This window comes from Streptomyces nogalater (assembly GCF_039532885.1).
GTDB classification, from domain to species: Bacteria; Actinomycetota; Actinomycetes; order Streptomycetales; family Streptomycetaceae; genus Streptomyces; species Streptomyces nogalater.
This window is the reverse complement of record NZ_BAAASM010000001.1, coordinates 181,403-205,382: the sequence shown is the minus strand read 5'-3', so window position 1 is coordinate 205,382 and position 23,980 is coordinate 181,403. Positions and strand designations below refer to the sequence as shown.

27 protein-coding genes are annotated in these 23,980 nt (G+C 73.7%); 21 read left to right on the top strand and 6 right to left on the bottom strand.

Annotated features, from left to right (window positions below; translation table 11 throughout):
- Positions 1-5: 5 nt before the first annotated feature.
- A complete protein-coding gene (locus ABD350_RS00940; protein ID WP_382466796.1) occupies positions 6-1,049 on the bottom strand; it encodes a hypothetical protein in 1,044 nt (347 codons plus the stop codon).
- A 154-nt stretch (positions 1,050-1,203) separates the two neighbouring features.
- A complete protein-coding gene (locus ABD350_RS00935; protein ID WP_344345412.1) occupies positions 1,204-2,787 on the bottom strand; it encodes an oxidoreductase in 1,584 nt (527 codons plus the stop codon).
- A 277-nt stretch (positions 2,788-3,064) separates the two neighbouring features.
- On the opposite strand from ABD350_RS00935, the gene hisD reads away from it, so the two are divergent.
- The 9 genes from hisD (at position 3,065) to ABD350_RS00890 (ending at position 10,202) form a co-directional block, all read left to right on the top strand.
- The gene (gene hisD / locus ABD350_RS00930) at positions 3,065-4,390 is read left to right on the top strand and encodes a histidinol dehydrogenase (RefSeq protein ID WP_344345410.1); all 1,326 of its coding nucleotides are present in this window, start codon (positions 3,065-3,067) and stop codon (positions 4,388-4,390) included.
- Between the two features lie 14 nt (positions 4,391-4,404).
- Positions 4,405-5,511, top strand: a complete 1,107-nt coding sequence (locus ABD350_RS00925; protein WP_344345758.1) for a histidinol-phosphate transaminase — start codon at positions 4,405-4,407, stop codon at positions 5,509-5,511.
- Positions 5,508-6,101 carry an imidazoleglycerol-phosphate dehydratase HisB gene (gene hisB, locus ABD350_RS00920; protein ID WP_344345408.1) on the top strand — a complete coding sequence of 198 codons (594 nt, stop codon included), beginning with the start codon at positions 5,508-5,510 and terminating at the stop codon, positions 6,099-6,101. The genes ABD350_RS00925 and hisB overlap by 4 nt, the downstream gene beginning before the upstream one ends.
- A gap of 3 nt (positions 6,102-6,104) precedes the next feature.
- Positions 6,105-6,269, top strand: coding sequence for a hypothetical protein (locus ABD350_RS00915; RefSeq protein ID WP_189996617.1), 165 nt, complete (start codon positions 6,105-6,107; stop codon positions 6,267-6,269).
- Positions 6,260-6,916, top strand: coding sequence for an imidazole glycerol phosphate synthase subunit HisH (gene hisH, locus ABD350_RS00910; protein WP_344345405.1), 657 nt, complete (start codon positions 6,260-6,262; stop codon positions 6,914-6,916). The genes ABD350_RS00915 and hisH overlap by 10 nt, the downstream gene beginning before the upstream one ends.
- 3 nt (positions 6,917-6,919) lie before the next feature.
- Complete coding sequence (gene priA / locus ABD350_RS00905; RefSeq protein WP_344345403.1) at positions 6,920-7,645, top strand: bifunctional 1-(5-phosphoribosyl)-5-((5-phosphoribosylamino)methylideneamino)imidazole-4-carboxamide isomerase/phosphoribosylanthranilate isomerase PriA; 726 nt, start codon at positions 6,920-6,922, stop codon at positions 7,643-7,645.
- Entirely contained in the window at positions 7,642-8,037 is a 396-nt protein-coding gene (locus tag ABD350_RS00900) for a RidA family protein (RefSeq protein ID WP_344345401.1), read from the top strand. The genes priA and ABD350_RS00900 overlap by 4 nt, the downstream gene beginning before the upstream one ends.
- 6 nt (positions 8,038-8,043) lie before the next feature.
- Positions 8,044-8,799 (top strand): imidazole glycerol phosphate synthase subunit HisF, encoded by a 756-nt coding sequence (gene hisF, locus ABD350_RS00895; RefSeq protein WP_344345399.1) that lies wholly within the window; start codon positions 8,044-8,046, stop codon positions 8,797-8,799.
- A gap of 161 nt (positions 8,800-8,960) precedes the next feature.
- The gene (locus ABD350_RS00890) at positions 8,961-10,202 is read left to right on the top strand and encodes an MFS transporter (RefSeq protein ID WP_344345397.1); all 1,242 of its coding nucleotides are present in this window, start codon (positions 8,961-8,963) and stop codon (positions 10,200-10,202) included.
- Between the two features lie 9 nt (positions 10,203-10,211).
- Here the strand turns inward: ABD350_RS00890 and ABD350_RS00885 are convergent, their stop codons facing one another.
- Positions 10,212-10,847 (bottom strand): TIGR03085 family metal-binding protein, encoded by a 636-nt coding sequence (locus tag ABD350_RS00885; protein ID WP_344345395.1) that lies wholly within the window; start codon positions 10,845-10,847, stop codon positions 10,212-10,214.
- Between the two features lie 128 nt (positions 10,848-10,975).
- Here ABD350_RS00885 and hisI point away from each other — a divergent pair, with 128 nt between their 5' ends.
- From hisI to lgt, 11 genes are all read left to right on the top strand, one after another.
- A complete protein-coding gene (gene hisI, locus ABD350_RS00880) occupies positions 10,976-11,422 on the top strand; it encodes a phosphoribosyl-AMP cyclohydrolase (protein ID WP_344345393.1) in 447 nt (148 codons plus the stop codon).
- Positions 11,423-11,433: 11 nt separating this feature from the next.
- Positions 11,434-12,939 carry an anthranilate synthase component I gene (locus ABD350_RS00875; protein WP_344345391.1) on the top strand — a complete coding sequence of 502 codons (1,506 nt, stop codon included), beginning with the start codon at positions 11,434-11,436 and terminating at the stop codon, positions 12,937-12,939.
- Positions 12,940-12,964: 25 nt separating this feature from the next.
- Complete coding sequence (locus ABD350_RS00870; RefSeq protein ID WP_344345389.1) at positions 12,965-13,603, top strand: TIGR02234 family membrane protein; 639 nt, start codon at positions 12,965-12,967, stop codon at positions 13,601-13,603.
- A gap of 137 nt (positions 13,604-13,740) precedes the next feature.
- Positions 13,741-13,998, top strand: coding sequence for an HGxxPAAW family protein (locus tag ABD350_RS00865; RefSeq protein WP_344345387.1), 258 nt, complete (start codon positions 13,741-13,743; stop codon positions 13,996-13,998).
- Positions 13,999-14,273: 275 nt separating this feature from the next.
- Positions 14,274-14,693 carry a DUF2752 domain-containing protein gene (locus ABD350_RS00860; RefSeq protein WP_344345385.1) on the top strand — a complete coding sequence of 140 codons (420 nt, stop codon included), beginning with the start codon at positions 14,274-14,276 and terminating at the stop codon, positions 14,691-14,693.
- Between the two features lie 140 nt (positions 14,694-14,833).
- Positions 14,834-15,643 carry an indole-3-glycerol phosphate synthase TrpC gene (gene trpC, locus ABD350_RS00855; RefSeq protein ID WP_344345383.1) on the top strand — a complete coding sequence of 270 codons (810 nt, stop codon included), beginning with the start codon at positions 14,834-14,836 and terminating at the stop codon, positions 15,641-15,643.
- A gap of 20 nt (positions 15,644-15,663) precedes the next feature.
- Positions 15,664-15,831 (top strand): tryptophan biosynthesis modulator TrpM, encoded by a 168-nt coding sequence (trpM, locus tag ABD350_RS00850; protein WP_344345381.1) that lies wholly within the window; start codon positions 15,664-15,666, stop codon positions 15,829-15,831.
- 133 nt (positions 15,832-15,964) lie between these two features.
- Complete coding sequence (gene trpB, locus ABD350_RS00845) at positions 15,965-17,248, top strand: tryptophan synthase subunit beta (RefSeq protein WP_344345379.1); 1,284 nt, start codon at positions 15,965-15,967, stop codon at positions 17,246-17,248.
- Positions 17,245-18,063 (top strand): tryptophan synthase subunit alpha, encoded by an 819-nt coding sequence (gene trpA / locus ABD350_RS00840; RefSeq protein WP_344345377.1) that lies wholly within the window; start codon positions 17,245-17,247, stop codon positions 18,061-18,063. Before trpB ends, trpA begins: the two co-directional genes overlap by 4 nt.
- A gap of 111 nt (positions 18,064-18,174) precedes the next feature.
- The gene (locus ABD350_RS00835; protein WP_344345375.1) at positions 18,175-18,948 is read left to right on the top strand and encodes a DsbA family protein; all 774 of its coding nucleotides are present in this window, start codon (positions 18,175-18,177) and stop codon (positions 18,946-18,948) included.
- 81 nt (positions 18,949-19,029) lie between these two features.
- The gene (gene lgt / locus ABD350_RS00830) at positions 19,030-20,019 is read left to right on the top strand and encodes a prolipoprotein diacylglyceryl transferase (RefSeq protein ID WP_344345373.1); all 990 of its coding nucleotides are present in this window, start codon (positions 19,030-19,032) and stop codon (positions 20,017-20,019) included.
- Between the two features lie 168 nt (positions 20,020-20,187).
- Here lgt and rbsK read toward each other — a convergent pair whose 3' ends face one another.
- From rbsK to ABD350_RS00815, 3 genes are read right to left on the bottom strand one after another with little or no spacing between them, the layout of a single operon-like run.
- Positions 20,188-21,081, bottom strand: coding sequence for a ribokinase (gene rbsK, locus ABD350_RS00825; protein ID WP_344345371.1), 894 nt, complete (start codon positions 21,079-21,081; stop codon positions 20,188-20,190).
- A complete protein-coding gene (locus ABD350_RS00820; RefSeq protein ID WP_344345369.1) occupies positions 21,078-22,439 on the bottom strand; it encodes an ADP-ribosylglycohydrolase family protein in 1,362 nt (453 codons plus the stop codon). The genes rbsK and ABD350_RS00820 overlap by 4 nt, the downstream gene beginning before the upstream one ends.
- Entirely contained in the window at positions 22,427-22,861 is a 435-nt protein-coding gene (locus ABD350_RS00815; RefSeq protein WP_344345367.1) for a hypothetical protein, read from the bottom strand. The genes ABD350_RS00820 and ABD350_RS00815 overlap by 13 nt, the downstream gene beginning before the upstream one ends.
- 220 nt (positions 22,862-23,081) lie before the next feature.
- Between ABD350_RS00815 and ABD350_RS00810 the strand changes: the two genes are divergently transcribed.
- Positions 23,082-23,813: a VIT1/CCC1 transporter family protein gene (locus tag ABD350_RS00810; protein WP_344345365.1), complete on the top strand. Its 732-nt coding sequence runs from the start codon at positions 23,082-23,084 to the stop codon at positions 23,811-23,813.
- Positions 23,814-23,980 lie beyond the last annotated feature (167 nt).

Below are 23,980 nucleotides of genomic sequence, written 5' to 3'. Positions count from 1 at the left end.
CCAGCCTAGTGGCCTGCGGCGCGGGCGTGTCCGCCGTGTCCGGCTCCGGGCTCCGGCGGCGCCGTCAGCAGCCCGGGCAGGGCGGTCCACGGGGCCGCGGTCTCCAGCTGCTCGCGCAGCCACAGGAAGTGGCCGAGCGGGTCGGCGGAGAACCGGTCCCAGGGGAACGACGTGGCGTACGGGCCGATCAGCCGCAGCTGGGCCCGGGCGTCGCGCCAGCGCTCCAGCCGCAGCAGCACGTACAGCAGTTTGTTGCGGACCTCGGCCGGGGCCGGGTCGGCCGCCGGCAGCCGCGCGGACAGGGCGATCGCCCGGTCGGCCGCCGCCTCCAGCCGGCCGCGGGGCACCGCCGCGCCGCAGCCGTCGGTCAGATAGCCGAAGGCCGCCCGGGCGGGCAGCGCCTGCACCAGGGAGTCGGCCGGGGCGTCCTGCGCGGCCCGGTCGGCGAAGTCGAAGCACTCGCGGTGGGAGCCGTGCCAGGAGGCGGCCAGATAGCGCAGGGCGGCCACATGGCAGCCGTAGTGGTGCGGGGCGCGCCGTACGGCCGCCTCCCACAGCTCCTCGAAGTAGCGGTGCCCGGCCCGCGAGCCGCGCGCGTGGTCGAGCGCGATGCGCCAGGGCACCGGGTCGCGGTCGTCGGCGCGGGCGGCGGCGGTGATCAGCGGGCTCACCTCGCGCAGCAGCTCGGCCCGGGCCGGCGAGGGCCAGGCGCGGTCCACCGCCAGCTGGGCCCCGACCAGCAGCATCCCGGCGTCCTCGGGGTCGGCGGCGTGCCACTCCTCGTACCACTCCGGGCGGGAGCGGGCGAAGGCGGCCAGGCGCCGGGTGTAGCGGTCCCGGTGCTCCCAGTCGGCCGTGGCGCGGGTGTCGGCGAGCAGGCCGGCCGCGGTCGCGTACTCGCCCCGGCCGGCCGCGACGAGCGCGGGCGAGAGGCGGTCGTCGGGCGCGTCGAGCACGGCCTCGTCCCCGGCCGGTGGCCGCAGGGCCGGGCGCGCGGGGAGTCGGGGCATCCGGCGGTGGGGGCGGATGAACGAGGGCAGCAGAGCCATGGTGCCGACCATTGAAAGTCCGCAGGTCGGGGCGGCGCCAGAGGGCCAGGGCAAGTCGTGGAAGGTTGTACGGCCGACGGTAAAGGGCCTGTAAAGGGTGAATGTACGCGTTGTGTAGGCGAGGTGAGGTGTACGGGTGCGGGCGCCGTGCGGATCAGCTCCGGCGCAGCAGCCGGGTCGCGCCCGCCGCCACCGTGGTCGCCAGGACCCAGCCGGCGAGGATCATCACCGTCGCCAGCCACTGCCAGCCGCCCCGCATCCGCCACTGGCCCGCCTGGCCCAGGTCGATCACCGGCAGCAGCAGGTCCAGCGTGAACAGCGCCGGACTCCAGACCGGATTCCCGCCGGAATTCACCGGCGGATGGTCGGCGTGCGCGAACGACAGTGTGCCCGCCGCCCACAGCACCGCCATCCACACCGCCGCCCGGCCCGGCCGGTAGCCGTAGGCCACGGTCCAGTCCTGCGCGAACCCCCAGACCTTGGCGGCCGGCGGCAGCGTCTCGCGCCGCCGGCGCTGCTTGGCGAGCAGCACCTCGCGCGCGTCCTCGTCCTCCCCGGCGGAGCGCAGCACCGAGGCCAGCCGCTCGTAGGGCTCCGGGGCGTACTCGGCGGTGGCCGCCGCCACCCAGTCCAGGCGCCGGGTCAGCGGGAAAGGGCCCTGCGGCACCAGGTTCTCGTAGGTGAACCCGCCCATGTGCAGACTGCCCGCCTCCGGCCAGCTGCTCGCGCGGTCCACCAGGTTCACCACCCGCGCGCCCGACAGCACCACCTTGCCGCGCTGCGGCCTGTCCCCGAGGAAGCGCAGCTCCGGCGTCTGCACCCGGCGCAGCGACAGCTCCTGGTCGTCGGTGAAGACGAACCGGGCCCGCTCCAGGTCGACGGCGTCCCCGAACCGCCCGTCGTCCAGCCGCACCCCGCCCCGGCACTCGAAACGCTGGATGCGCGTCCCGTGCGCGGGCGTGGTGCCGCTCAGCGCCGGACTGCCCACACCGGCCGGGGTCAGATAGAGGGTGCGCTCGACCGTGAGCTGGGGGGCGTTCAGGGCGAACCGGGCATGCGGGTTGGTGAGTTTCGCACCCCGCAGGCTGAGCGAGACGCCGACCTGGGCGCCGCGCAGGCTCAGCTCGCCGTGCGACTCCAGCATCTCCGCCTGGAGGTCCTGGCCGACGGTCATGCCGTCCGCCGCGATCGACCGGCCGCTGCGGTCTCGGTACGCGATCGCCTGGTTGAGCAGCAGGTCGGTGCCGATCTGCGCGTCCGTCAGCCGGACCCCGCTCTGGAACCGGCAGCGCGGCAGATGCAGATCACCCTCCGTGTGCACCCGGGCCGCCTCCAGCCGCGGCACCGCGCAGTCCACCATGCGCACGGTCGTGAAGCGGGCCTCCGGCAGCCGGATCTCCTGGTCGAAGCGGCAGCCCGTCAGCTCCACGTACGGAGTGACCTGGCCGCCGGCGAGATCCAGCACGCCGGAGATCCGTACGCCGACGAGCTTGAGCGAGGACACCCGGCCGGCCAGCGCCGGCGGACCGTCCAGCAGCAGCCAGCAGACGATGCGGGCCCGCACGGTCCGCTCCGGGCCCCATGGTTGCCCGCCGTGCGGGTCGTCCGCGACGAGATCCCCGCTGCTCAGGTCGTACACGCTGCCGTTGCGGAAGGCCTGCCACATGCCCGCCTCGGTCGCGGTCAGGTCGTCCGGCAGGTCTCCGGCGGCGATGCGGATGCCGGCTCCCTCGGTCACCGCTCTCCTCTCTTCGCGCACTACGTTTCGTACAGCCGTTCATGCCCGCTGGGTGACCCGCCGAACACTCCACGTGAAGGTGATCTTCCGGGTTCCGGCCACCCTCTGTACCGGCCATTGGCCCACGAAAGGCCCGCTGACGGGCCATGACGGACCGCCTCCCGGCCCGTCGAGCACCGGATCCGGTCCCCCGGGCGGGTGACCATTGGCCCATGCTCTGTATCAGCCACTGATACGCGCGGACGGCTCCCGACGGCGGTCTGAGAGAATTGGGACTGTGATTTCCCGAATCGATCTGCGCGGCGACGCCCTTCCCGAGGGTCCCGCCCTGCGCGACCTGCTGCCCCGAGCCGACTTCGACGTTCAGGCCGCCCTGGAGAAGGTGCGCCCGATCTGCGAGGCCGTGCATCATCGTGGCGACGCGGCGCTGATCGACTTCGCCGAGAAATTCGACGGAGTACGGCTGGAAAACGTCCGTGTCCCGGCGCAGGCGCTCACCGACGCGCTCGCCGCTCTCGACCCGGCCGTGCGCGCCGCCCTGGAGGAGTCCATCCGCCGCGCCCGGCTGGTCCACCGCGCGCAGCGCCGTACGGCCCACACCACCCAGGTGGTGCCGGGCGGCTCGGTCACCGAGAAGTGGGTGCCGGTCGAGCGGGTCGGGCTGTACGCGCCCGGCGGCCGGTCCGTGTATCCGTCCTCCGTGGTGATGAACGTGGTGCCCGCCCAGGAGGCCGGCGTCGAGTCCATCGCGCTCGCCTCCCCGGCCCAGGCCGAGTTCGGCGGCCTGCCGCACCCGACGATCCTCGCCGCCTGCGCCCTGCTCGGCGTGGACGAGGTGTACGCCGCGGGCGGCGCCACCGCCGTCGCGATGTTCGCGTACGGCACCGAGTCCTGCCCGCCCGCGAACATGGTCACCGGCCCCGGCAACATCTGGGTCGCCGCCGCCAAGCGCTACTTCACCGGCAGGATCGGCATCGACGCCGAGGCCGGCCCGACCGAGATCGCGATCCTCGCCGACGACACCGCCGACCCGGTGCACGTGGCCGCCGACCTGATCAGCCAGGCCGAGCACGACCCGCTCGCGGCGGCCGTCCTGGTCACCGACTCCGCCGAGCTCGCGGACGCGGTGGAGAAGGAGCTGGCACCGCAGGTCGCGGCCACCCGGCACGTGGACGACCGGATCGTGCCCGCGCTGAAGGGCAGGCAGTCCGCGATCGTCCTGGTGGACGGCGTCGAGGAGGGCCTGAAGGTGGTCGACGCCTACGGCGCCGAGCACCTGGAGATCCAGACGGCCGACGCCGCCGCGCTCGCCGGCCGGGTCCGCAACGCGGGCGCGATCTTCATCGGCCCCTGGGCCCCCGTCTCGCTCGGCGACTACGCGGCCGGGTCCAACCACGTCCTGCCCACCGGCGGCTGCGCCTGCCACTCCTCGGGCCTGTCCGTCCAGTCCTTCCTGCGCGGCATCCACATCGTGGACTACACCAGGGACGCGCTCGCCGAGGTCGCCCACCACGTGGTGACGCTGGCGGAGGCGGAGGACCTGCCCGCGCACGGCGCGGCGATCAAGGCGAGGTTCGGCTGGAAGGTACCCGAGAGCAAGTGACCGGCAACCCCTCTGTGTCCCGTTGGGACGAGCTGCCCATCCGTGACGAGCTGCGCGGCAAGTCCCCCTACGGCGCGCCCCAGCTGGACGTGCCCGTACGGCTGAACACCAACGAGAACCCCTACCCGCTGCCCGAGCCGCTGGTCGAGCGGATCGCCGAGCGGGTGCGCGAGGCCGCCCGCGACCTGAACCGCTACCCGGACCGGGACGCGGTACAGCTGCGCACCGAGCTGGCCGCCTATCTGACGAAGACCGGCGGGTACCCCCTCGGCATCGAGAACGTCTGGGCCGCCAACGGCTCCAACGAGGTCATCCAGCAGCTGCTGCAGGCCTTCGGCGGGCCGGGCCGCACGGCCATCGGCTTCGAGCCGTCGTACTCGATGCACGCGCTCATCGCGCGGGGGACCGGCACCGGCTGGATCTCCGGCCCCCGGAACGAGGACTTCACGATCGACCTCGCCGCCGCCGAGCGGGCCATCGCCGAGCGCCGGCCGGACGTCGTCTTCGTCACCACCCCCAACAACCCCACCGGCAACGCGGTCCCGCCGGAGACCGTCCTCGCGCTGTACGAGGCGGCGCAGGCGGCCAAGCCGTCCATGGTGATCGTGGACGAGGCGTACATCGAGTTCAGCCACGGCGCCTCGCTGCTGCCGCTGCTGGACGGCCGCCCGCACCTGGTGATCTCCCGCACGATGTCCAAGGCGTTCGGCGCGGCCGGCCTGCGCCTCGGCTACCTGGCCGCGCACCCGGCCGTCGTGGACGCCGTCCAGCTGGTCCGGCTGCCGTACCACCTGTCGGCCGTCACCCAGGCGACCGCGCTGGCCGCGCTGGAGCACACCGACACGCTGCTCGGGTACGTCGAGCAGCTCAAGGCCGAGCGGGACCGGCTGGTCGCCGAGCTGCGCGCGATCGGCTACGAGGTCGTCGAGTCCGACGCGAACTTCGTGCAGTTCGGCCGGTTCGCCGACGCCCACGAGGCCTGGCGGAAGATCCTCGACCGGGGCGTGCTGGTCCGGGACAACGGCGTACCGGGATGGCTGCGGGTGTCCGCCGGCACCCCGGAGGAGAACGACGCGTTCCTCGACGCGGTCCGGGAAGTCAAGAAGGAGCAGAGTTCATGAGCCGCGTTGGACGCGTGGAGCGCACCACCAAGGAGACCTCGGTGCTGGTCGAGATAGACCTCGACGGCACCGGCCGCACCGACATCGCCACCGGCGTCGGCTTCTACGACCACATGCTCGACCAGCTCGGCCGGCACGGTCTGTTCGACCTGACCGTGAAGACCGACGGCGACCTGCACATCGACTCCCACCACACCATCGAGGACACCGCCCTCGCGCTGGGCGCCGCCTTCAAGCAGGCCCTCGGCGACAAGGTGGGCATCTACCGCTTCGGCAACTGCACGGTCCCGCTGGACGAGTCCCTCGCCCAGGTCACCGTCGACCTGTCCGGCCGCCCCTACCTCGTGCACACCGAGCCCGAGAACATGGCGCCGATGATCGGCGAGTACGACACGACGATGACCCGGCACATCCTGGAGTCCTTCGTCGCCCAGGCGCAGATCGCGCTGCACGTGCACGTGCCCTACGGCCGCAACGCCCACCACATCGTGGAGTGCCAGTTCAAGGCGCTGGCCCGGGCCCTCAGGTACGCCTGTGAGCGCGACCCGCGCGCGGCCGGCATCCTCCCGTCGACGAAGGGCGCGCTGTAACCCATGACCGGTCTGTCGACCCTGCTGATCGTCGTCGGCCTCTTCCTGGTCGGCGGGATCATCTCCTTCGTCAAGCAGAAGATGCCCACCAGCCTGATCGTGCTGCTCTCGATCGGCGCGGCCCTGTGCCTGGTGGCGGGCGTCCTGAGGCTGGAGGTGTGGAATTGAGCGCCGCGTCGGGCAAGAAGAAGGTCGTCGTCTTCGACTACGGCTTCGGCAACATCCGCTCCGCCGAACGCGCCCTCGCGCGCGTGGGCGCCGACGTCGAGATCACCCGTGACTTCGACAAGGCGATGAACGCCGACGGGCTGCTGGTGCCGGGCGTCGGCGCGTTCGCCGCCTGTATGAACGGCCTGCGCGAGGCGCGCGGCGACTGGGTCGTGGACCGCCGGCTGTCCGGCGGGCGCCCGGTCATGGGCATCTGCGTCGGCATGCAGATCCTGTTCGCGCGCGGCATCGAGCACGGCGTGGAAGCCGAGGGCCTGGACGAGTGGCCCGGCACGGTCGAGCCGCTCCAGGCCGACGTGGTGCCCCACATGGGCTGGAACACCGTCGAGGCCCCGGCCGGCTCCCGGCTGTTCGCGGGCCTGGACGCCGGCGCCCGCTTCTACTTCGTGCACTCCTACGCCGTCCACGAATGGTCCCTGGAAGCCCACAACCCGGTGATCGAGGCCCCCAAGGTCACCTGGTCGACACACGGCAAGCCGTTCGTGGCCGCCGTGGAGAACGGCGCCCTGTGGGCCACCCAGTTCCACCCCGAGAAGTCCGGCGACGCCGGCGCCCAGCTCCTCACCAACTGGATCGGAACCCTGTAGACCATGGCCAAGCTCGAACTGCTCCCCGCCGTCGACGTCCGTGACGGCCAGGCCGTCCGCCTCGTACACGGCGAGTCCGGCACCGAGACCTCCTACGGCTCCCCGCTGGAGGCCGCCCTCGCCTGGCAGCGCGCCGGCGCGGAGTGGCTGCACCTGGTCGACCTGGACGCCGCGTTCGGCACCGGGGACAACCGGGAACTGATCGCCGAGGTCGCCGGGGCGATGGACATCAAGGTGGAGCTGTCCGGCGGCATCCGCGACGACGACACCCTCGCCGCCGCCCTCGCCACCGGCTGCACCCGGGTGAACCTCGGCACGGCCGCCCTGGAGACCCCCGAGTGGGTCGCCAAGGTCATCGCCGACCACGGCGACAAGATCGCCGTCGGCCTGGACGTCCGCGGCACCACCCTGCGCGGCCGGGGCTGGACCCGCGACGGCGGCGACCTGTACGAGACGCTGGACCGCCTGAACAAGGAGGGCTGCTCCCGCTACGTCGTCACCGACATCGCCAAGGACGGCACCCTCCAGGGCCCGAACCTGGAACTGCTGCGGAACGTGTGCGCGGCGACCGACCGCCCGGTGGTCGCCTCCGGAGGCGTGTCCTCCCTGGACGACCTGCGGGCCCTCGCCGGTCTGGTGCCGCTCGGTGTCGAGGGCGCCATCGTAGGGAAGGCGCTGTACGCGAAGGCGTTCACCCTGGAAGAGGCCTTGGAGGCTGTGTCGTCATGACGTCCGAAGCCGTGCGGCGTGTGAGAAGCGGAAGTCCCTGGGAAGAGTCCTTCGGTTTCGCACACGCCGTGGCGGCGGGCGACCGGGTGCTGGTGGGCGGCACGACGTCCTTCAAGGGCACCGTGCTGTACGGCGAGGGCGACCCGTACGAACAGGCCAAGGTGGCCCTCACCAGCGCCGTCGAGGCGATCGCGGAGTTCGGCCTCGGTATCGAGTCCGTGCTCCGCACCCGGATGTACCTGACCCATGCGCGGGACGTGGACGCCGTCGGCCGGGCCCACCAGGAGCTGTTCGGCTCCGTGCGCCCGGTCTCGACCCTCCTGGTCGTCGAGGGCTTCGTCGACCCGCGCATCCTGGTCGAAGTGGAACTAGAAGCATTCAGAGGAGCCTGAGCAGTCATGACCCTGGCGGTCCGAGTCATCCCCTGCCTGGACGTGGACAACGGCCGGGTCGTCAAGGGCGTGAACTTCCAGAACCTGCGCGACGCGGGTGACCCCGTCGAGATGGCCAAGGTGTACGACGCCGAGGGCGCCGACGAACTGACGTTCCTGGACATCACCGCGTCCTCCGGCGACCGCGAGACGACCTACGACGTGGTGCGCCGCACCGCCGAGCAGGTGTTCATCCCGCTGACCGTCGGCGGCGGCGTGCGCACCGCCGAGGACGTGGACAAGCTGCTGCGGGCGGGCGCCGACAAGGTGGGCGTGAACACCGCCGCGATCGCCCGCCCCGACCTGATCCGCGAGATCGCCGAGCGGTTCGGCCGCCAGGTGCTGGTCCTGTCGGTCGACGCGCGCCGCACCCCCACCGGGGGCTTCGAGGTCACCACGCACGGCGGCCGGCGCGGCACCGGGCTCGACGCGGTGGAGTGGGCGCACCGGGCGGCGGAGCTCGGCGCGGGGGAGATCCTGCTGAACTCCATGGACGCGGACGGCACGAAGGACGGCTACGACCTGGAGATGATCGCCGCGGTCCGCAAGCACGTCACGGTCCCCGTGATCGCCTCCGGCGGCGCCGGCAAGCTCGCCGACTTCCCCCCGGCCGTCGGGGCGGGCGCCGACGCGGTCCTGGCCGCCTCGGTCTTCCACTTCGGCGACCTGCGCATCGGCGAGGTGAAAGAGACCCTGCGGCAGGCGGGCCACCCCGTCAGGTAACGAGCCCGCGCAAGCCCGCGCAAGGCCCCGGCCGGGCGGCCGGGGCCTCTTCGCGTGCGGACACGGCCCCGCACCGGGGCACGTCGCGGCGCGCTTTCACGGCTTTTCCCGACGGCTTCGATCCTCCCCACCGTTCCCGTGCCCGAGAGGACACCCCCCGCGTGACCGCCACGCTCACACCCCCCGCCTCCGTGCGGGCCCACCGGGATCCCAACGTGCTGCGCTGGCTCGGGGCCTACACCTCCTCGATGCTCGGTGACAGCGTCTACTACCTCGCCCTGTCCTGGGCCGCCGTGCAGGCCGGGACGCCCGCGCAGGCCGGGCTCGTGATGTCCGCCAGCGCGCTGCCCCGGGCCGTGCTGATGCTCGGCGGAGGCGTGATCGCCGACCGGCTGGGCCCGCGAAGGGTGGTGATCGGCAGCGACGCCGTCCGCTGCGCCGCCGTCCTCGCCGTGGCCGCCCTGCTGTTCCTCACCCGCCCCGGCCTGTGGCCGCTCGCCCTGCTCGCGTGCGTCTTCGGCGCCGTCGACGCCGTGTTCATGCCGGCCGTGGGCGCCCTGCCCGCCCGGATCACCGGCAGGGACCAGCTCGCCCGCGTCCAGGGCCTGCGCGGCCTCGCCGTCCGCGCCGCGAGCGTCGTCGGCGCCCCGCTCGGCGGGCTCGGCGTGGCCCTCGGCGGCGCCCCGGCGGCCTTCGCCCTCGCCGGAGCGCTCATCGCGCTGTCGCTGCCGCTGCTGCTGTCGGTACGCATACGGGACCTGCCCGGCGGCCCCGCCGGTACCGAGCGCCGCACCACCGCCCGCGCCGACCTGAAGGCCGGGCTGCGCTACGTCCGCCGGCACCGGGTCCTCGGTCCGCTGATGATCGCCATCGCGCTCGGCGACCTCGGCTTCGTCGGCCCGCTGAACGTCGGCCTCACCCTGCTCGCCGACCACCGCGGCTGGGGCGCCGCGGGCATGGGCTGGGTCCTGGCCGGGTTCGGCACCGGCGCGGGCGCCGCCTCGCTGCTGCTGGCCGCCCGCGGCCGGCTGCCCCGCGCCGGACTGGTCACCGGGTGCGCGTGTGCCGCGGGCTCCGTGGCCGTCGGCGCCCTCGCCTTCGTCCCCGGCCTGGCCGCCGCCGTCGGCACCGCCCTGCTGGTGGGCCTGCTCACCGGACTGAGCGGCGCGCTGTGCGGGGCCCTGCTCCAGACCCAGGCCGACCCCGCCTACCTGGGCCGTGTCACCGCCGTGTCCAGCCTGGTCAGCCTCGGTCTCACCCCGCTGAGCATGCCCTTCGCCGCCGCCGCGGCCGGCGCCTTCGGACTCGGCCCGGTCTACACCGTCAGCGCCGCCGTCTGCGGACTCGGCGGCCTGGTCTTCCTCGCCGTACCGGAGCTGCGCCGCGCGGAACTCCCCGGCTGACGGCGCCCGTCAGATGCCCAGCTGCTTCGACTCGTGCAGCCTGTCGATCGCGTCCGCGTCCCCCTCCAGATCCACCCTGGCCACGCTCTGCCGTCCGTACGCGAACATCAGCAGCTCCGACGGTTCACCGGTCACCGTGACCACCGGCGTACCCCGGTGCGCCACCGCCGTCTGCCCGTCCGGGCGGCGCAGCACCAGCCCCGTCGGCGCGCCCTTGCCCAGCAGCCGCGCGGCACGCTCCAGCCGGGACCACAGCGCGTCCTGGAACACCGGGTCCAGCTCGCGCGGGGTCCACTCCGGCTGGGCGCGGCGGACGTCCTCCGTGTGCACGTAGAACTCGATGATGTTGGCCGCCTCGTCCACCTGCTTGAGCTGGAACGGCGAGAACCGCGGCGGCCCGGTGCGGATCAGCCGGATCAGCTCCCCGTACGGCTTCGCGGTGTACTCGGCCATCACCTTCTCCAGGCGCGGCGCGAGCCGTCTGACCAGCGTGCCGCCCGCCGCGTCCGGGCGGCGCTCGCGCACGATGACATGCGCGGCCAGGTCCCGGGTCCGCCAGCCCGCGCAGAGGGTCTCGGCGTCCGGCCCGACGGTTTCCAAGAGGTCGGCGAGCAACAGCCGTTCACGCTTGGCGAAGGTCGACATGGAGCCAGCCTACGGCCAGGTGATCGCTCCGCCCACCCGTCGCCCCCCGAGGGGCCGCCCGGGAGGATCCCGACCGCTTCGTGGACGCCCGGGGCCCGCCGCCCGTGCCGCGCGGCACAATGGCACCCATGACCAGTACGACCGGCAGCCCCCGGCCCAGCAGCCTCGACCCGGAGATCGCCGCGCGGCTCAAGCGCAGCGCCGACGGGCTCGTCCCCGCCATCGCCCAGCAGTACGACACCGGCGAGGTGCTCATGCTCGGCTGGATGGACGACCAGGCACTGCACCGCACGCTGACCACCGGCCGCTGCACCTACTGGTCGCGCAGCCGCGGGGAGTACTGGGTCAAGGGCGACACCTCCGGCCACGTCCAGCGGGTGAAGTCGGTCGCCCTGGACTGCGACGGCGACACCCTGCTGGTCCGGGTCGACCAGGTGGGAGCCGCCTGCCACACCGGCGCGCGCACCTGCTTCGACGAGGACGTGCTCCTGAAGGACGCGGAAATGAAGGACGCGGACGTGCAGGACGCGGACGTGAAGGACGCGGACGCCGCCGCTCCGGCGTCCGCTCAGTAAGGTCGGCCGCCATGGATCTAGAGACCTTCCGCAAGCTGGCCGGAGACCGCCGCGTCATCCCGGTCACCCGCAAGCTCCTGGCCGACGGTGACACACCGGTCGCGCTCTACCGCAAGCTCGCCGCCGAACGCCCCGGCACCTTCCTGCTGGAGTCCGCGGAGAACGGCCGCTCCTGGTCGCGGTACTCCTTCGTCGGGGTCCGCAGCGCCGCCACGCTCACCGCGCGGGACGGGCAGGCCCACTGGATCGGCACCCCGCCCGTCGGCGTCCCCACGGACGGCGACCCGCTCGCGGCCCTGCGCGCCACCCTCCAGACCCTGCACACCCCGCACCAGGAGGGCCTGCCGCCCTTCACCGGCGGCATGGTCGGCTATCTGGGCTACGACATCGTCCGCCGCCTGGAGAAGATCGGCCCCGGCGAGCACGACGAGCTGCGGCTGCCCGAGCTGACCATGCTGCTGACCAGCGACCTGGCGGTGATGGACCACTGGGAGGGCTCGGTCCTGCTGATCGCCAACGCGATCAACCACAACGACCTGGAAACCGGCGTCGACGAGGCGTACGCGGACGCCGTGGCCCGCCTGGACGCCATGGAGGCCGACCTCTCCCGCCCGGTCTCCCAGCCGCCGGCCCACCTGCCGCCCTCCGAGCTGCCCGAGTACACCGCCCGCTGGGGCGGCCCCGACTACCGGCGGGCCGTGGAGGACATCAAGGAGCGCATCCGCGCGGGGGAGGCCTTCCAGGTCGTGCCCTCCCAGCGCTTCGAGACCCCCTGCACGGCGAGCGCCCTGGACGTCTACCGGGTGCTGCGGGCCACCAACCCCTCGCCGTACATGTACCTCTTCCGCTTCGACGGCTTCGACGTCGTCGGCTCCTCCCCGGAGGCGCTGGTGAAGGTCGAGGACGGGCGCGCGATGGTCCACCCCATCGCCGGCACCCGGCACCGCGGCGCCACCCCGCAGGAGGACCAGGCGCTCGCCGAGGAACTGCTCGCCGACCCCAAGGAGCGCGCCGAGCACCTGATGCTGGTCGACCTCGGCCGCAACGACCTCGGCCGGGTCTGTGAGCCCGGCTCGGTCGAGGTGGTCGACTTCATGTCCATCGAGCGCTACTCGCACGTGATGCACATCGTCTCCACCGTCACCGGCAAGGTGGCCCCCGGCCGCACCGCCTTCGACGTGCTCACCGCGTGCTTCCCGGCCGGCACCCTCTCCGGGGCCCCCAAGCCCCGCGCGATGCGGATCATCGACGAACTGGAGCCGTCCCGGCGCGGCCTGTACGGCGGCTGCGTCGGCTATCTGGACTTCGCCGGCGACTCCGACACCGCGATCGCCATCCGTACCGCCCTGCTCCGCGACGGCACCGCGTACGTCCAGGCCGGCGCGGGCGTCGTCGCCGACTCCGACCCGGCCGCCGAGGACCAGGAGTGCCGCAACAAGGCGGCGGCGGTGCTGCGGGCGGTGCACACGGCGAACCGCCTCGGGCGGCGGGGCGCTCCTCAGGGCAACCCCGGGTGAGGGTCCGCCGGGGGTTCAGGCGATAGTGGAGTACGTGACTGCCGTACCTCACCTTCGTTCCGAAGCCGCCGCACCCGCCCGGTCCGGCCGGCGGAGCCTCGCCGTGGCCCTGCTGTTCGGCGCGCTCGGCGCGGCCGTGGCGCTGCTCGCGACCCGGCAGCGCTGGGCGGAGGGCACCGCGACGGTGGCCGGCGGCGCGTTCCCGCTGACCGCCAAGGGCAGCGACGTCACGGGCGTCCCCGCGGCCCTCGCCATAGTGGGCCTCGCCGCGCTCGTCGCGGTCTTCGCCGTCCGCCGGGCCGGCCGCCTCGTCGTCGCCGGGCTGCTCGCGCTGTCCGGCGCCGGGATCGCCCTCGCGGCCCTGGCGGCCGTCTCCGACGGCTCCGCGCTGGACGAGCGGGCCGCCAAGGTGAGCGGCGACAGCTCCGCCACCGTCCACGCGCTCACCCACACCGGCTGGCCGTACGTCGCGGCCGCCGGCGGGCTGCTGATCCTGCTGGCCGGGCTGCTCGCCCTGCGCTACGGCCGCCTGTGGCCCGCGATGTCCGGCCGCTACGAACGCGGCACCGCCCGCCCCCGGCGCACCGCCCGCCCGGCCGACCCGGAGCGGCCCGAGGAGATGTGGAAGGCCCTGGACCGGGGCGAGGACCCGACGGGCGCCTGAACCGGCACGGCCCGGGCGGTGTGGCGAACCAGACGCCACCCCCGCGTCCGGCGCGCGCGACGCTACGGGACAATGGACGGCGGCGAGCGTACGACGCCTCATACGACACGTACACCAGCAACAACGAGGAGCAAGTCATGGCGGGCAGCAGCCACGGCCACGGTCACACCCCGGCCGCCTGGACCGGTGTCATCATCGCCTTCATCGGTTTCTGCGTCGCGGGCGCCTTCATGGTGATGGCCCAGCCCGTCGGCTTCTGGGCCGGTATGGCCCTCACGCTCCTCGGCGGCGTGGTCGGCGGCATCATGCGGGCCATGGGCCTCGGCCAGCCGAAGCAGACCGCTGCCGTGGCGCGCGCCTCCGCGAGCCCCGAGCCGGCCGCCGCGGGCCGCTGAGCCCAGGCTTCCCCGAGAGGCGGCCCGGCATCCGCAGGGATGGGGACCGCCTCTCGCGCTGTCCGGCCCCGGAGGACCGCGGCCCGCTCCCGGGCTCCCTCGCCGGTGCCGCCCGGCGGGCGGAGCCGTACCGGGCGGGGCAGAATGCCCGCGTGAACGCCGACAGCCGCACGGCCCCGTCGGAGCCGCCCCGCGCCGCCCCGGACGCCACACGGCTCCCCACACCCTCCGCGTCCCCCGGTGCCCCGCACCCGGCGCCGCCCCCCGCACATCCCATGCCCCCCACGCCCGCCGTGCCGCCCCTGTGGCGCCGGCTCGCCGTGCCCCTGGGGCTGTTCGCGGCCGTGGCCGGGGCCTTCGGCTATGTCGGAGCGGTCGACCCGAACCAACCCGGCCACTACCCCGTCTGCCCCCTGTACGCGCTCACCGGCCTGTACTGCCCGGGCTGCGGCGGACTGCGCAGCGCGCACGCGTTCGTCCACGGCGACCTGCTCACCGCGGTGCGCGCCAACGCGCCGGCCGTGGCCGCCTACCTGGGCTTCGCCGTGCTGTGGACCGTCTGGACGGTCCGCGCGGCGCGCGGCCGGCCGCTGCGGACCGGCCTCGGCCCCGTACCCCTGTGGACCGTCGCCGCCCTGCTGGTGGCGTTCACCGTCCTGCGGAACCTCCCGTTCGGCGGCCTGCTCCACCCTTGACCGTGCCGGAAGAGGGATGTCCACGGAGTGGGACCGCCGTCAACCGGATGCGAAGCCACCGCACCGCTGCGGATACCATCGCATTGACCACGGGCTTTCGGAGCCTGAAGGAACCCACCGTCTGGAAGGGGGCCGCTCGCGTGAGTGTGCTCGACGAGATCATCGACGGAGTCCGAGCCGACCTCGCCGAGCGGCAGGCCCGAGTCAGCCTCGACGAGCTCAAGGAGCGCGCGGCCAAGGCCCCCGCAGCCAAGGACGGGGTGGCCGCGCTCAAGGGCGACGGCGTCAAGGTGATCTGCGAGGTCAAGCGGTCCAGCCCCTCCAAGGGCGCGCTGGCCGCCATCGCCGACCCGGCCGGCCTCGCCGCGGACTACGAGGCGGGCGGCGCGGCCGTCATCTCCGTCCTCACCGAACAGCGCCGCTTCGGCGGCTCGCTCGCCGACCTGGAGGCCGTCCGCGCGCGCGTGGACATCCCGGTGCTGCGCAAGGACTTCATCGTCACCTCGTACCAGCTGTGGGAGGCCCGCGCGTACGGCGCCGACCTCGCGCTGCTGATCGTCGCCGCCCTGGAGCAGCCGGCCCTGGAGTCGCTGATCGAGCGCGCGGTGTCCATCGGCCTGACCCCGCTGGTCGAGGTGCACGACGAGGAGGAGGTCGAGCGGGCGGTGGACGCGGGCGCCAGGATCATCGGCGTCAACGCGCGCAACCTCAAGACCCTGGAGGTCGACCGCGGCACGTTCGAGCGGGTCGCCCCGGAGATCCCCGACCACCTCGTCAAGGTCGCCGAGTCCGGCGTGCGCGGCCCGCACGACCTGATCGCCTACGCCAACGCCGGCGCCGACGCGGTCCTGGTCGGCGAGTCCCTGGTCACCGGCCGCGACCCGAAGGCGGCCGTCGCCGACCTGGTCGCCGCCGGCGAACATCCCGCACTGCGGCACGGGCGCGGCTGATCCCGCTAGGCTTGGTGTCGATGACTCCCACCGTGACGACCGTGGACCGGCACGCGCGCCTGGCGCGCGGCTGCCGTCCGCGTGGCTGCCGCGCGCCCGCGCGGCGCGTCCACGGCCGCAGGGTGCGGTACGTCATCGGTGACGAACCCGGGCAGGTCAACGGGCGTCGATGGCAGCGCGCCCTCTAGGGGCGCGGGACTCCATCTGACATGCGGCTACCGCCGCGCGGGCGCGACAAGCCACACACGGCCCGCAGCCGGCAGACGACCCGAGCCCCACGGCGATCGGTTTTTCCCAGGACACTCACCGTGAGGTTTCCGCATGCCCAGCGATTTCTTCATCCCCGACCCGGAGGGCCGGGTCCCCGACGCCGGGGGCTACTTCGGCGCGTTCGGCGGCAAGTTCATCCCGGAGGCCCTCGTCGCCGCCGTGGACGAGGTCGCCGTCGAGTACGACAAGGCCAGGAACGACCCCGAGTTCGCCCGTGAACTCGACGACCTGCTGGTGAACTACACCGGCCGCCCGTCGGCGCTCACCGAGGTCCCCCGCTTCGCCGAACACGCCGGCGGCGCCCGCGTGTTCCTCAAGCGCGAGGACCTCAACCACACCGGCTCCCACAAGATCAACAACGTGCTCGGCCAGGCCCTGCTCACCAAGCGCATGGGCAAGACCCGGGTCATCGCCGAGACCGGGGCCGGCCAGCACGGCGTCGCCACGGCCACCGCCTGCGCGCTGTTCGGCCTCGACTGCACCATCTACATGGGCGAGGTCGACACGCAGCGGCAGGCCCTGAACGTGGCCCGCATGCGCATGCTCGGCGCCGAGGTCGTCGCCGTGAAGTCCGGCAGCCGCACCCTGAAGGACGCCATCAACGAGGCGTTCCGGGACTGGGTCGCCAACGTCGACCACACTCACTACCTGTTCGGCACGGTCGCCGGCCCGCACCCCTTCCCGGCCATGGTCCGCGACTTCCACCGGGTCATCGGCGTCGAGGCCCGCCGCCAGCTCCTGGAGCGCGCCGGCCGTCTGCCGGACGCGGCCGTCGCCTGCGTCGGCGGCGGCTCCAACGCCATCGGCCTCTTCCACGCCTTCATCCCCGACGAGGGCGTCCGCCTGATCGGCTGCGAACCGGCCGGACACGGCGTCGAGACCGGCGAGCACGCGGCCACCCTCACCGCCGGCGAGCCCGGCATCCTGCACGGCTCCCGGTCCTACGTCCTCCAGGACGACGAGGGCCAGATCACCGAGCCGTACTCCATCTCGGCCGGTCTGGACTACCCCGGCATCGGCCCCGAGCACTCCTACCTGAAGGACTCCGGCCGCGGCGAGTACCGCGCGATCACCGACGACGCCGCCATGGGGGCGCTGCGCCTGCTGTCGCGCACCGAGGGCATCATCCCGGCCATCGAGAGCGCTCACGCCCTGGCCGGCGCCCTGGAGGTCGGCCGCGAGCTGGGCCCGGACGGCCTGATCGTCGTCAACCTGTCCGGCCGCGGTGACAAGGACATGGACACCGCCGCGCGCTACTTCGGCCTGTACGACACCGACGCCGAGGTGGCGGCCGACGCCGCCGACACCGCCGAGATCGAGGGGGACGCCAAGTGAGCGGGAACATCCAGCTGCTGTCGGACACCCTCGCGGGTGCCAAGGCCGAGGGCCGCTCCGCGCTCATCGCCTACCTCCCGGCCGGGTTCCCCACCGTGGACGGCGGCATCGAGGCGATCAAGGCCGTCCTGGAGGGCGGCGCGGACGTGGTCGAGGTCGGTCTGCCGCACAGCGACCCGGTCCTGGACGGTCCGGTCATCCAGACCGCGGACGACATCGCCCTGCGGGGCGGTGTGCGGATCGCCGACGTCATGCGCACGGTCCGGGAGGCGTACCGGGCCACCGGGAAGCCGGTCCTGGTGATGACGTACTGGAACCCCATCGACCGCTACGGCGTCGAGCGCTTCACCGCCGAGCTGGCCGAGGCGGGCGGCGCCGGCTGCATCCTGCCCGACCTGCCGGTGCAGGAGTCGTCGCTCTGGCGCGAGCACGCCGAGAAGCACGGCCTCGCGACGGTCTTCGTCGTGGCGCCCAGCAGCAAGGACGAGCGGCTCGCCGAGATCACCGCGGCGGGCAGCGGCTTCGTCTACGCCGCCTCGCTCATGGGCGTCACCGGCACCCGCGAGTCCGTCGGCGCGCAGGCCCAGGACCTGGTCCGGCGCACCCGCTCCACCGGCACCGCCCTGCCCGTCTGCGTGGGCCTCGGCGTCTCCAACCGGGCCCAGGCCGCCGAGGTCGCCGGCTTCGCGGACGGCGTGATCGTCGGCTCGGCGTTCGTGAAGCGGATGCTGGACGCGCCGGACGAGGCCGCCGGCCTCGCGGCGGTCCGCGAGCTGGCCGGGGACCTGGCGAAGGGCGTCCGCGGACAGGCGTGAGCAGGGAGCCGGTACGGGCCGCGATGTCCCGTACCGGATGATTCGGTCACTCGAACGGGTGGACCTCGAACCGGGGAGGCGCGCTGCGCCTCCCCGGTTCGTTCTGGGGGTGTGAGCGAGAAGAACCGTGACGGAAAGCGCACCGCCCGCGAGCGGCTGGCGGTCGAGCGCGAGAAGCAGAAGGCCGCGGACAAGCGACGGCGGGCGCTGATCGTGGGCGCGAGCGTCGTCTGCGTCCTGGGCCTGGCGGCGGTGATCGGCGTCGTCGCCGCGAACGCCGGCAAGGACAAGAGCACCGACGCGGGCCCGGCCGTGGCCCCCTCGGGCGCGCAGGGCAAGGACAGCCTCGCGATCCCGGTCGGCAAGGACGGCGCCAAGTCCACGCTCACCGTCTGGGAGGACTTCCGCTGCCCGGCCTGCCAGGCCTTCGAGGTGGCGTACCGGCCGACGCTCCACGAACTGACCGACGCCGGCAAGCTCAGAGTCGAGTACCACCTGGTCCGGCTGATCGACGGCAACCTCGGCGGCACCGGCTCGCTGCGCGCCGCCAACGCCGCGGCCTGCGCCCAGGACGCCGGAAAGTTCCGCGACTACCACGACGTGCTGTTCGCGAACCAGCCCAAGGAGGCCGACGACGCCTTCGCGGACAACGGCAAGCTGATCGAGCTGGCCGGCAAGGTCAAGGGCCTGGACACCCCCGCCTTCCGCCGGTGCGTCGAGAACGGCACCCACGACGGCTGGGTGGACAAGTCCCACCAGGCGTTCAAGTCCGGCGGCTTCGGCGGCACGCCGACCGTGCTGCTCGACGGCAAGAACATCTACGAGGACCGCACGATGACCCCGGCCAAGCTCAAGCAGATGGTGGAGGCGGCCGGCCGCGGGTGAGCGTTTCCCACGCCCCGTTATGGACCCGTAGCCGGGCTGCTTGCCGTCCCCACGGCCCGGCACGGTAGCGTCGGATCTGCCATGAACCTTGCCTATATCCCCAGCCCGTCGCACGGGGTGCTGTACCTCGGCCCCATCCCGCTGCGCGGCTACGCCATCTGCATCATCATCGGCGTCTTCGTTGCCGTCTGGTTCGGCAACAAGCGCTGGATCGCCCGCGGCGGGCAATCCGGCACGGTCGCCGACATCGCCGTCTGGGCCGTGCCGTTCGGCCTGGTCGGCGGCCGGCTCTACCACGTGATCACGGACTACGAGCTGTACTTCAGCGAGGGCCGTGACTGGGTGGACGCCTTCAAGGTGTGGGAGGGCGGCCTGGGCATCTGGGGTGCCATCGCGCTCGGCGCGCTCGGTGCCTGGATCGGCGCCCGGCGCCGCGGCATCCCGATGCCCGCGTACGCCGACGCCGTCGCGCCCGGCATCGCGTTCGCGCAGGCCATCGGCCGCTGGGGCAACTGGTTCAACCAGGAGCTGTACGGCCGGGAGACCCACGTGCCCTGGGCGCTGCACATCACCTCCGCCGAGGGCGGCCGGGTGCCGGGGTACTACCACCCGACGTTCCTGTACGAATCGCTGTGGTGCGTCGGTGTGGGCCTGCTGGTGATCTGGGCGGACCGCCGCTTCAAGCTGGGGCATGGCCGGGCGTTCGCCCTGTACGTCGCCGCGTACTGCGCGGGCCGCGGCTGGATCGAGTACCTGCGCGTGGACGACGCCCACCACATCCTGGGCATCCGCCTCAACGTCTGGACCGCGCTGATCGTCTTCCTGCTGGCGGTGGCGTACATCGTGGTGGTGGGCAGGAAGCGGCCGGGGCGGGAGGCCGTGGTGGAACCCGCGGTCGCCTCCGGCGGTCCGGCCGGGGGCACGGAGGCTGTCGCCGGCGGTGCGGAGAAGAACCCCGGGGCCGCCGAGGCCGACGCCGACGCCGACGCCGAGGAGAAGCGGACCGGGGGCGACGGGGAGCCGGGCGAGGAATCACCCAAGGACGAGGCGAAGCCGGCGAAGAAGGTCTGACAGCCGGTACCACGACGACGGTCCGACCGCCGGTTCCACGACGCCGAGGGCGCCCGGAGTCTTCCGGGCGCCCTCGGCGTGTGAGACCGGCACCGCCGGGCGCCGCCGTCGGGTCTGATCGCCGTCGCGGCGGCCGGCAGAGCCGCGCCCGCGCACGGAGGCGAGTGCTCACGTGCCGTACCGCGCCTCGATCTCCGGGCGGTACGGCATCGACGCCGACGCCCCTTCCCGCTGGACGGAGATCGCCGCCGCGGCGGCCGCCCAGGTCAGGGCCTCGCGTACCGGTCTCTCCTCGGCGAGGGCCACGGCGAGCGCGCCCACGAAGGTGTCGCCCGCGCCGGTGGAGTCGACGGCGGTCACCCGGGGCGCGGGAACCACGAGAGGCTCGGTGCCCCGGGCCAGATACAGGCAGCCGGTCGCGCCCAGGGTGACGACGACCTCCGGCACCAGATCCAGCAGGGCCGCCGCCGCCTCGCGCGGGTCGGTGCGGCCGGTGAGGGTGACCGCCTCGTACTCGTTCGGCACCAACAGGTCGACGGCACGCAGCAGTTCGGGTGGCAGCGGCTGGACCGGGGACGGGGTGAGGACCGTACGGACCCCGTGCCGGCGGGCGGCCCGCGCGCCCGCGACGACCGCCGCGAGCGGGATCTCCAGTTGCAGCAGCAGGGCGTCGGCGGTGGCGATCACCCCCTCGTCGCCGGGGGAGAGGTGGTCCACGGTGCCGTTGGCGCCGGGGACGACGACGATCGCGTTGCCGCCCTCGGCGTCCACCACGATGTGCGCGGTACCGGACGGACCCTCCACCGTACGCAGGAAGTCGGTGTCCACGCCGGAGTGTTCGAGGGTGTCGCGCAGCCGCGCGCCGTAGGCGTCGGTGCCGACCGCGCCGATCATCGAGACGGTCGCGCCGGCCCGGGCCGCGGCGATCGCCTGGTTGGCGCCCTTGCCGCCGGGCACCGTACGGAACTCCCGTCCCGTCACGGTCTCCCCGCGCTCGGGCGCCTTGTCGACATAGGCGACCAGGTCCATGTTGGTGCTGCCGAGGACCGCGATATGGGTCATGGGCGGGTCGCCTCCAGGTGCGTGAGGTGGGCGAGGGTGTCGAAGCCGCTGCCGTCGAACTCGGCGATGGCGCTGGTGAGCCGGTTCTTCAACGGCGCCCGCCAGCGTTCGGGCAGCGCGTCGGGGGACCCGGCGAGGAGTCCGGCGATGCTGCCGGCGGTCGCGCCGGCGGAGCCGGTGCCCCAGCCGCCGGACACGGCACGGCAGATGGAGCCGGCGAAGTCGCCGTCGGCGTGGGTGAGGGCGGCGGCGATCAGCGCGGTGGTGGGGACGGCATGGGCCCGGTGGTGGGTGGCGGCGTAGCGGACGTGGAGTGCGTCCACCACGTCCTCGAAGTCCTCGGTGGTCCGGGCCAGCCGGACGGCGTGGTCGACGGCCGCCGCCAGCCGGGAGCGGGGCGGGAGCACCGCGCGGCCGGCCCGCAGACAGGCGTGGACGTCGTGGGTGCCCGGGGTGGCGGCGGCGATGACGGCGGCGGTGAACATGGCCGCGTAGACGCCGTTGGCGGTGTGGGTGAGGACGGCGTCCCGGTACGCCTGTCCGGCGGCGGCGCCCGGGTCGCCGGGGTTGGTCCAGCCGTGCGGGTCGGCGCGGACCAGCGCGCCGCTCCACTCGCGGAACGGGTTGCGGTGGCGGGCGGTGTGCGGGGGCTCGATGCCGCAGAGCAGATTGCGGTAGGCGACGCGCTCGGCGGTGGCGGTGCGGCCGGGCGGAAGCTCGTCGAGCCAGAGCCGGGCCACGTCGTCGGTGCCGAAGCGGCGTCCGTGGCGCCTCAGCAGCAGCAGGTGGAGGAGCGAGCGGTCGAGGTCGTCGTCCTCGGGCATGCCGTCGATGTTCTCGGCCAGGCAGGTGGCGGCGGAACGCCGGTCCCAGGGATGGGCGGCGAGGACGTCCCCGGGTACGCCCCTGGCGGTGAAGTAGCCGGTGAGGGGCCGGTTTCCGGCCGCCGCGGCGAGCGCCCGGATGCCGTCGAGGGGGAGTTGCCCGACGGGTTTGCCGAGGAGGCGGCCGATGGCCCGGCCGAGCCAGGCGGCTTCGAAGGCGCGGGGGTCCGGCGCGGTGGCGGACCGCCCGGCGGGCCAGTCGGGGCACAGGGACCTGATGCGGGCCAGGTCGGTCGGCTCGTCCTCGGCGAAGCGGCCGGGCAGGTCGGCGAGTTCGTCCAGCAGGTCCTTGGCCAGCAGGCGCAGATAGCGGGAGACGCCGTGTGCGAAGGCGTCCGTCCGCTCCGGCGCGTCCGGGCCGCCGGCCGCCCGCCAGCGCGCCTCGACGGCCTTCGGCTCGCGCCCGTCCAGGCGGGCCTGGCGCAGCTCGTGGCCCAGCAGTTCCTCCGGCCGGACCCAGGTCAGCCGGAGCACGGGCGGCCTCCGAGCGCGGTGGACGCCCGCTCGTGGGCGCGGCCGCGGCGGACGTCCCGGGCGGAGAGCCCGCGGACGGTCCCGGTGCGCGTGCGGGCGGGCGCCCACCGGCCCGCACGGCCGGCGCCCGCGACCGTCTTGGCGTCGGCTGCGCCCATGACCTCCTCCGCCCCGGGCAAGCCGGCGGGGCCACCGGCCGTCGGGGCGATCGGGTCGTGCTCCCGGCCGTACGCCGCCGGGCCGGGCAGTGCCTGACGGCGGTCGTCGCCGGACAGCACCGGCACGCCCGGGGGGACGGGGGGCTTCCCGACGCGGCGCGGCCGGGAGGGACGACGGGCGGCGGCCGTGGCCGGGGCGCCGTCGAGGAGGGCGGGGAGCGCGCCCTGAACGGGGGCGCCGCTTCGGTGTGCTGTGGGCGTCATGCCCCGCATCATCCTCCTGGGCGGCCGTGTCGGACGGCTTCCAGGAGTCCGGCGCGTTCCGCCGGACGGGTGCGGGTGCGAAGGTCCGCTGACGCCGAAACCGCAGGTTAGCCCAGCCTTTCCTTGCTGGCGGAGGGGGAGTCGGCGGCGTAGATTTGGGCTTGTCAAAAAATAGAACTCGTCCAAAGTTAGCTTTGGCTAAGCTTTCCTGGGGGCCCGCATGGCGATCATCGACACCGAGGCCGCGCTGCACGAAGCGCACCGCGACAACCACACCCACCGCGATGTGAACGGTGGCTGGCTGCGGCCCGCCGTCTTCGGCGCCATGGACGGCCTGGTCTCCAACCTCGCCCTGATGACGGGCGTGGCCGGCGGCTCCGTGAGCCAGCACACCATTGTCATCACCGGCCTCGCCGGCCTCGCGGCCGGTGCCTTCTCCATGGCGGCCGGCGAGTACACCTCCGTCGCCTCCCAGCGCGAACTGGTCGAGGCGGAACTCGACATCGAACGCCGTGAACTGCGCAAGCACCCGCAGGACGAGGAGGCGGAGCTCGCCGCGCTGTACGTGGCCCGCGGGGTCGAGCCGGAGCTGGCCCGGCAGGTCGCCCGGCAGCTGTCCAGCGATCCCGAGCAGGCCCTGGAGATCCACGCCCGCGAGGAGCTGGGCATCGACCCCGGCGACCTGCCCTCCCCGCTGGTCGCCGCCGTGTCGTCGTTCGGCTCCTTCGCCCTCGGCGCCCTGCTGCCCGTGCTGCCGTACCTGCTCGGCGCGACCGCGCTGTGGCCCGCCGTGCTGCTCGCCCTCGCCGGGCTCTTCGCCTGTGGTGCCGTGGTGGCCAAGGTGACCGCGCGGACCTGGTGGTTCAGCGGCCTGCGGCAGCTCGCGCTGGGCGGTGCGGCGGCCGGTGTGACGTACGCCCTGGGCAGTCTGTTCGGGACGGCCGTAGGATAGGCCGACCGGTACTTATGCGACGGGCCGCATAAGTACCCGTTACTCGCTGGTTTCGAGTGCTTTGCGACGGGGCATGAGCCGTAAGCGCTGTGGGCAATGACGCCTGCCGCGCCCCCACGGGACGGGTGATGACGCCCGCTCCGGCCCCCTCGGACCGCCGGACGCCG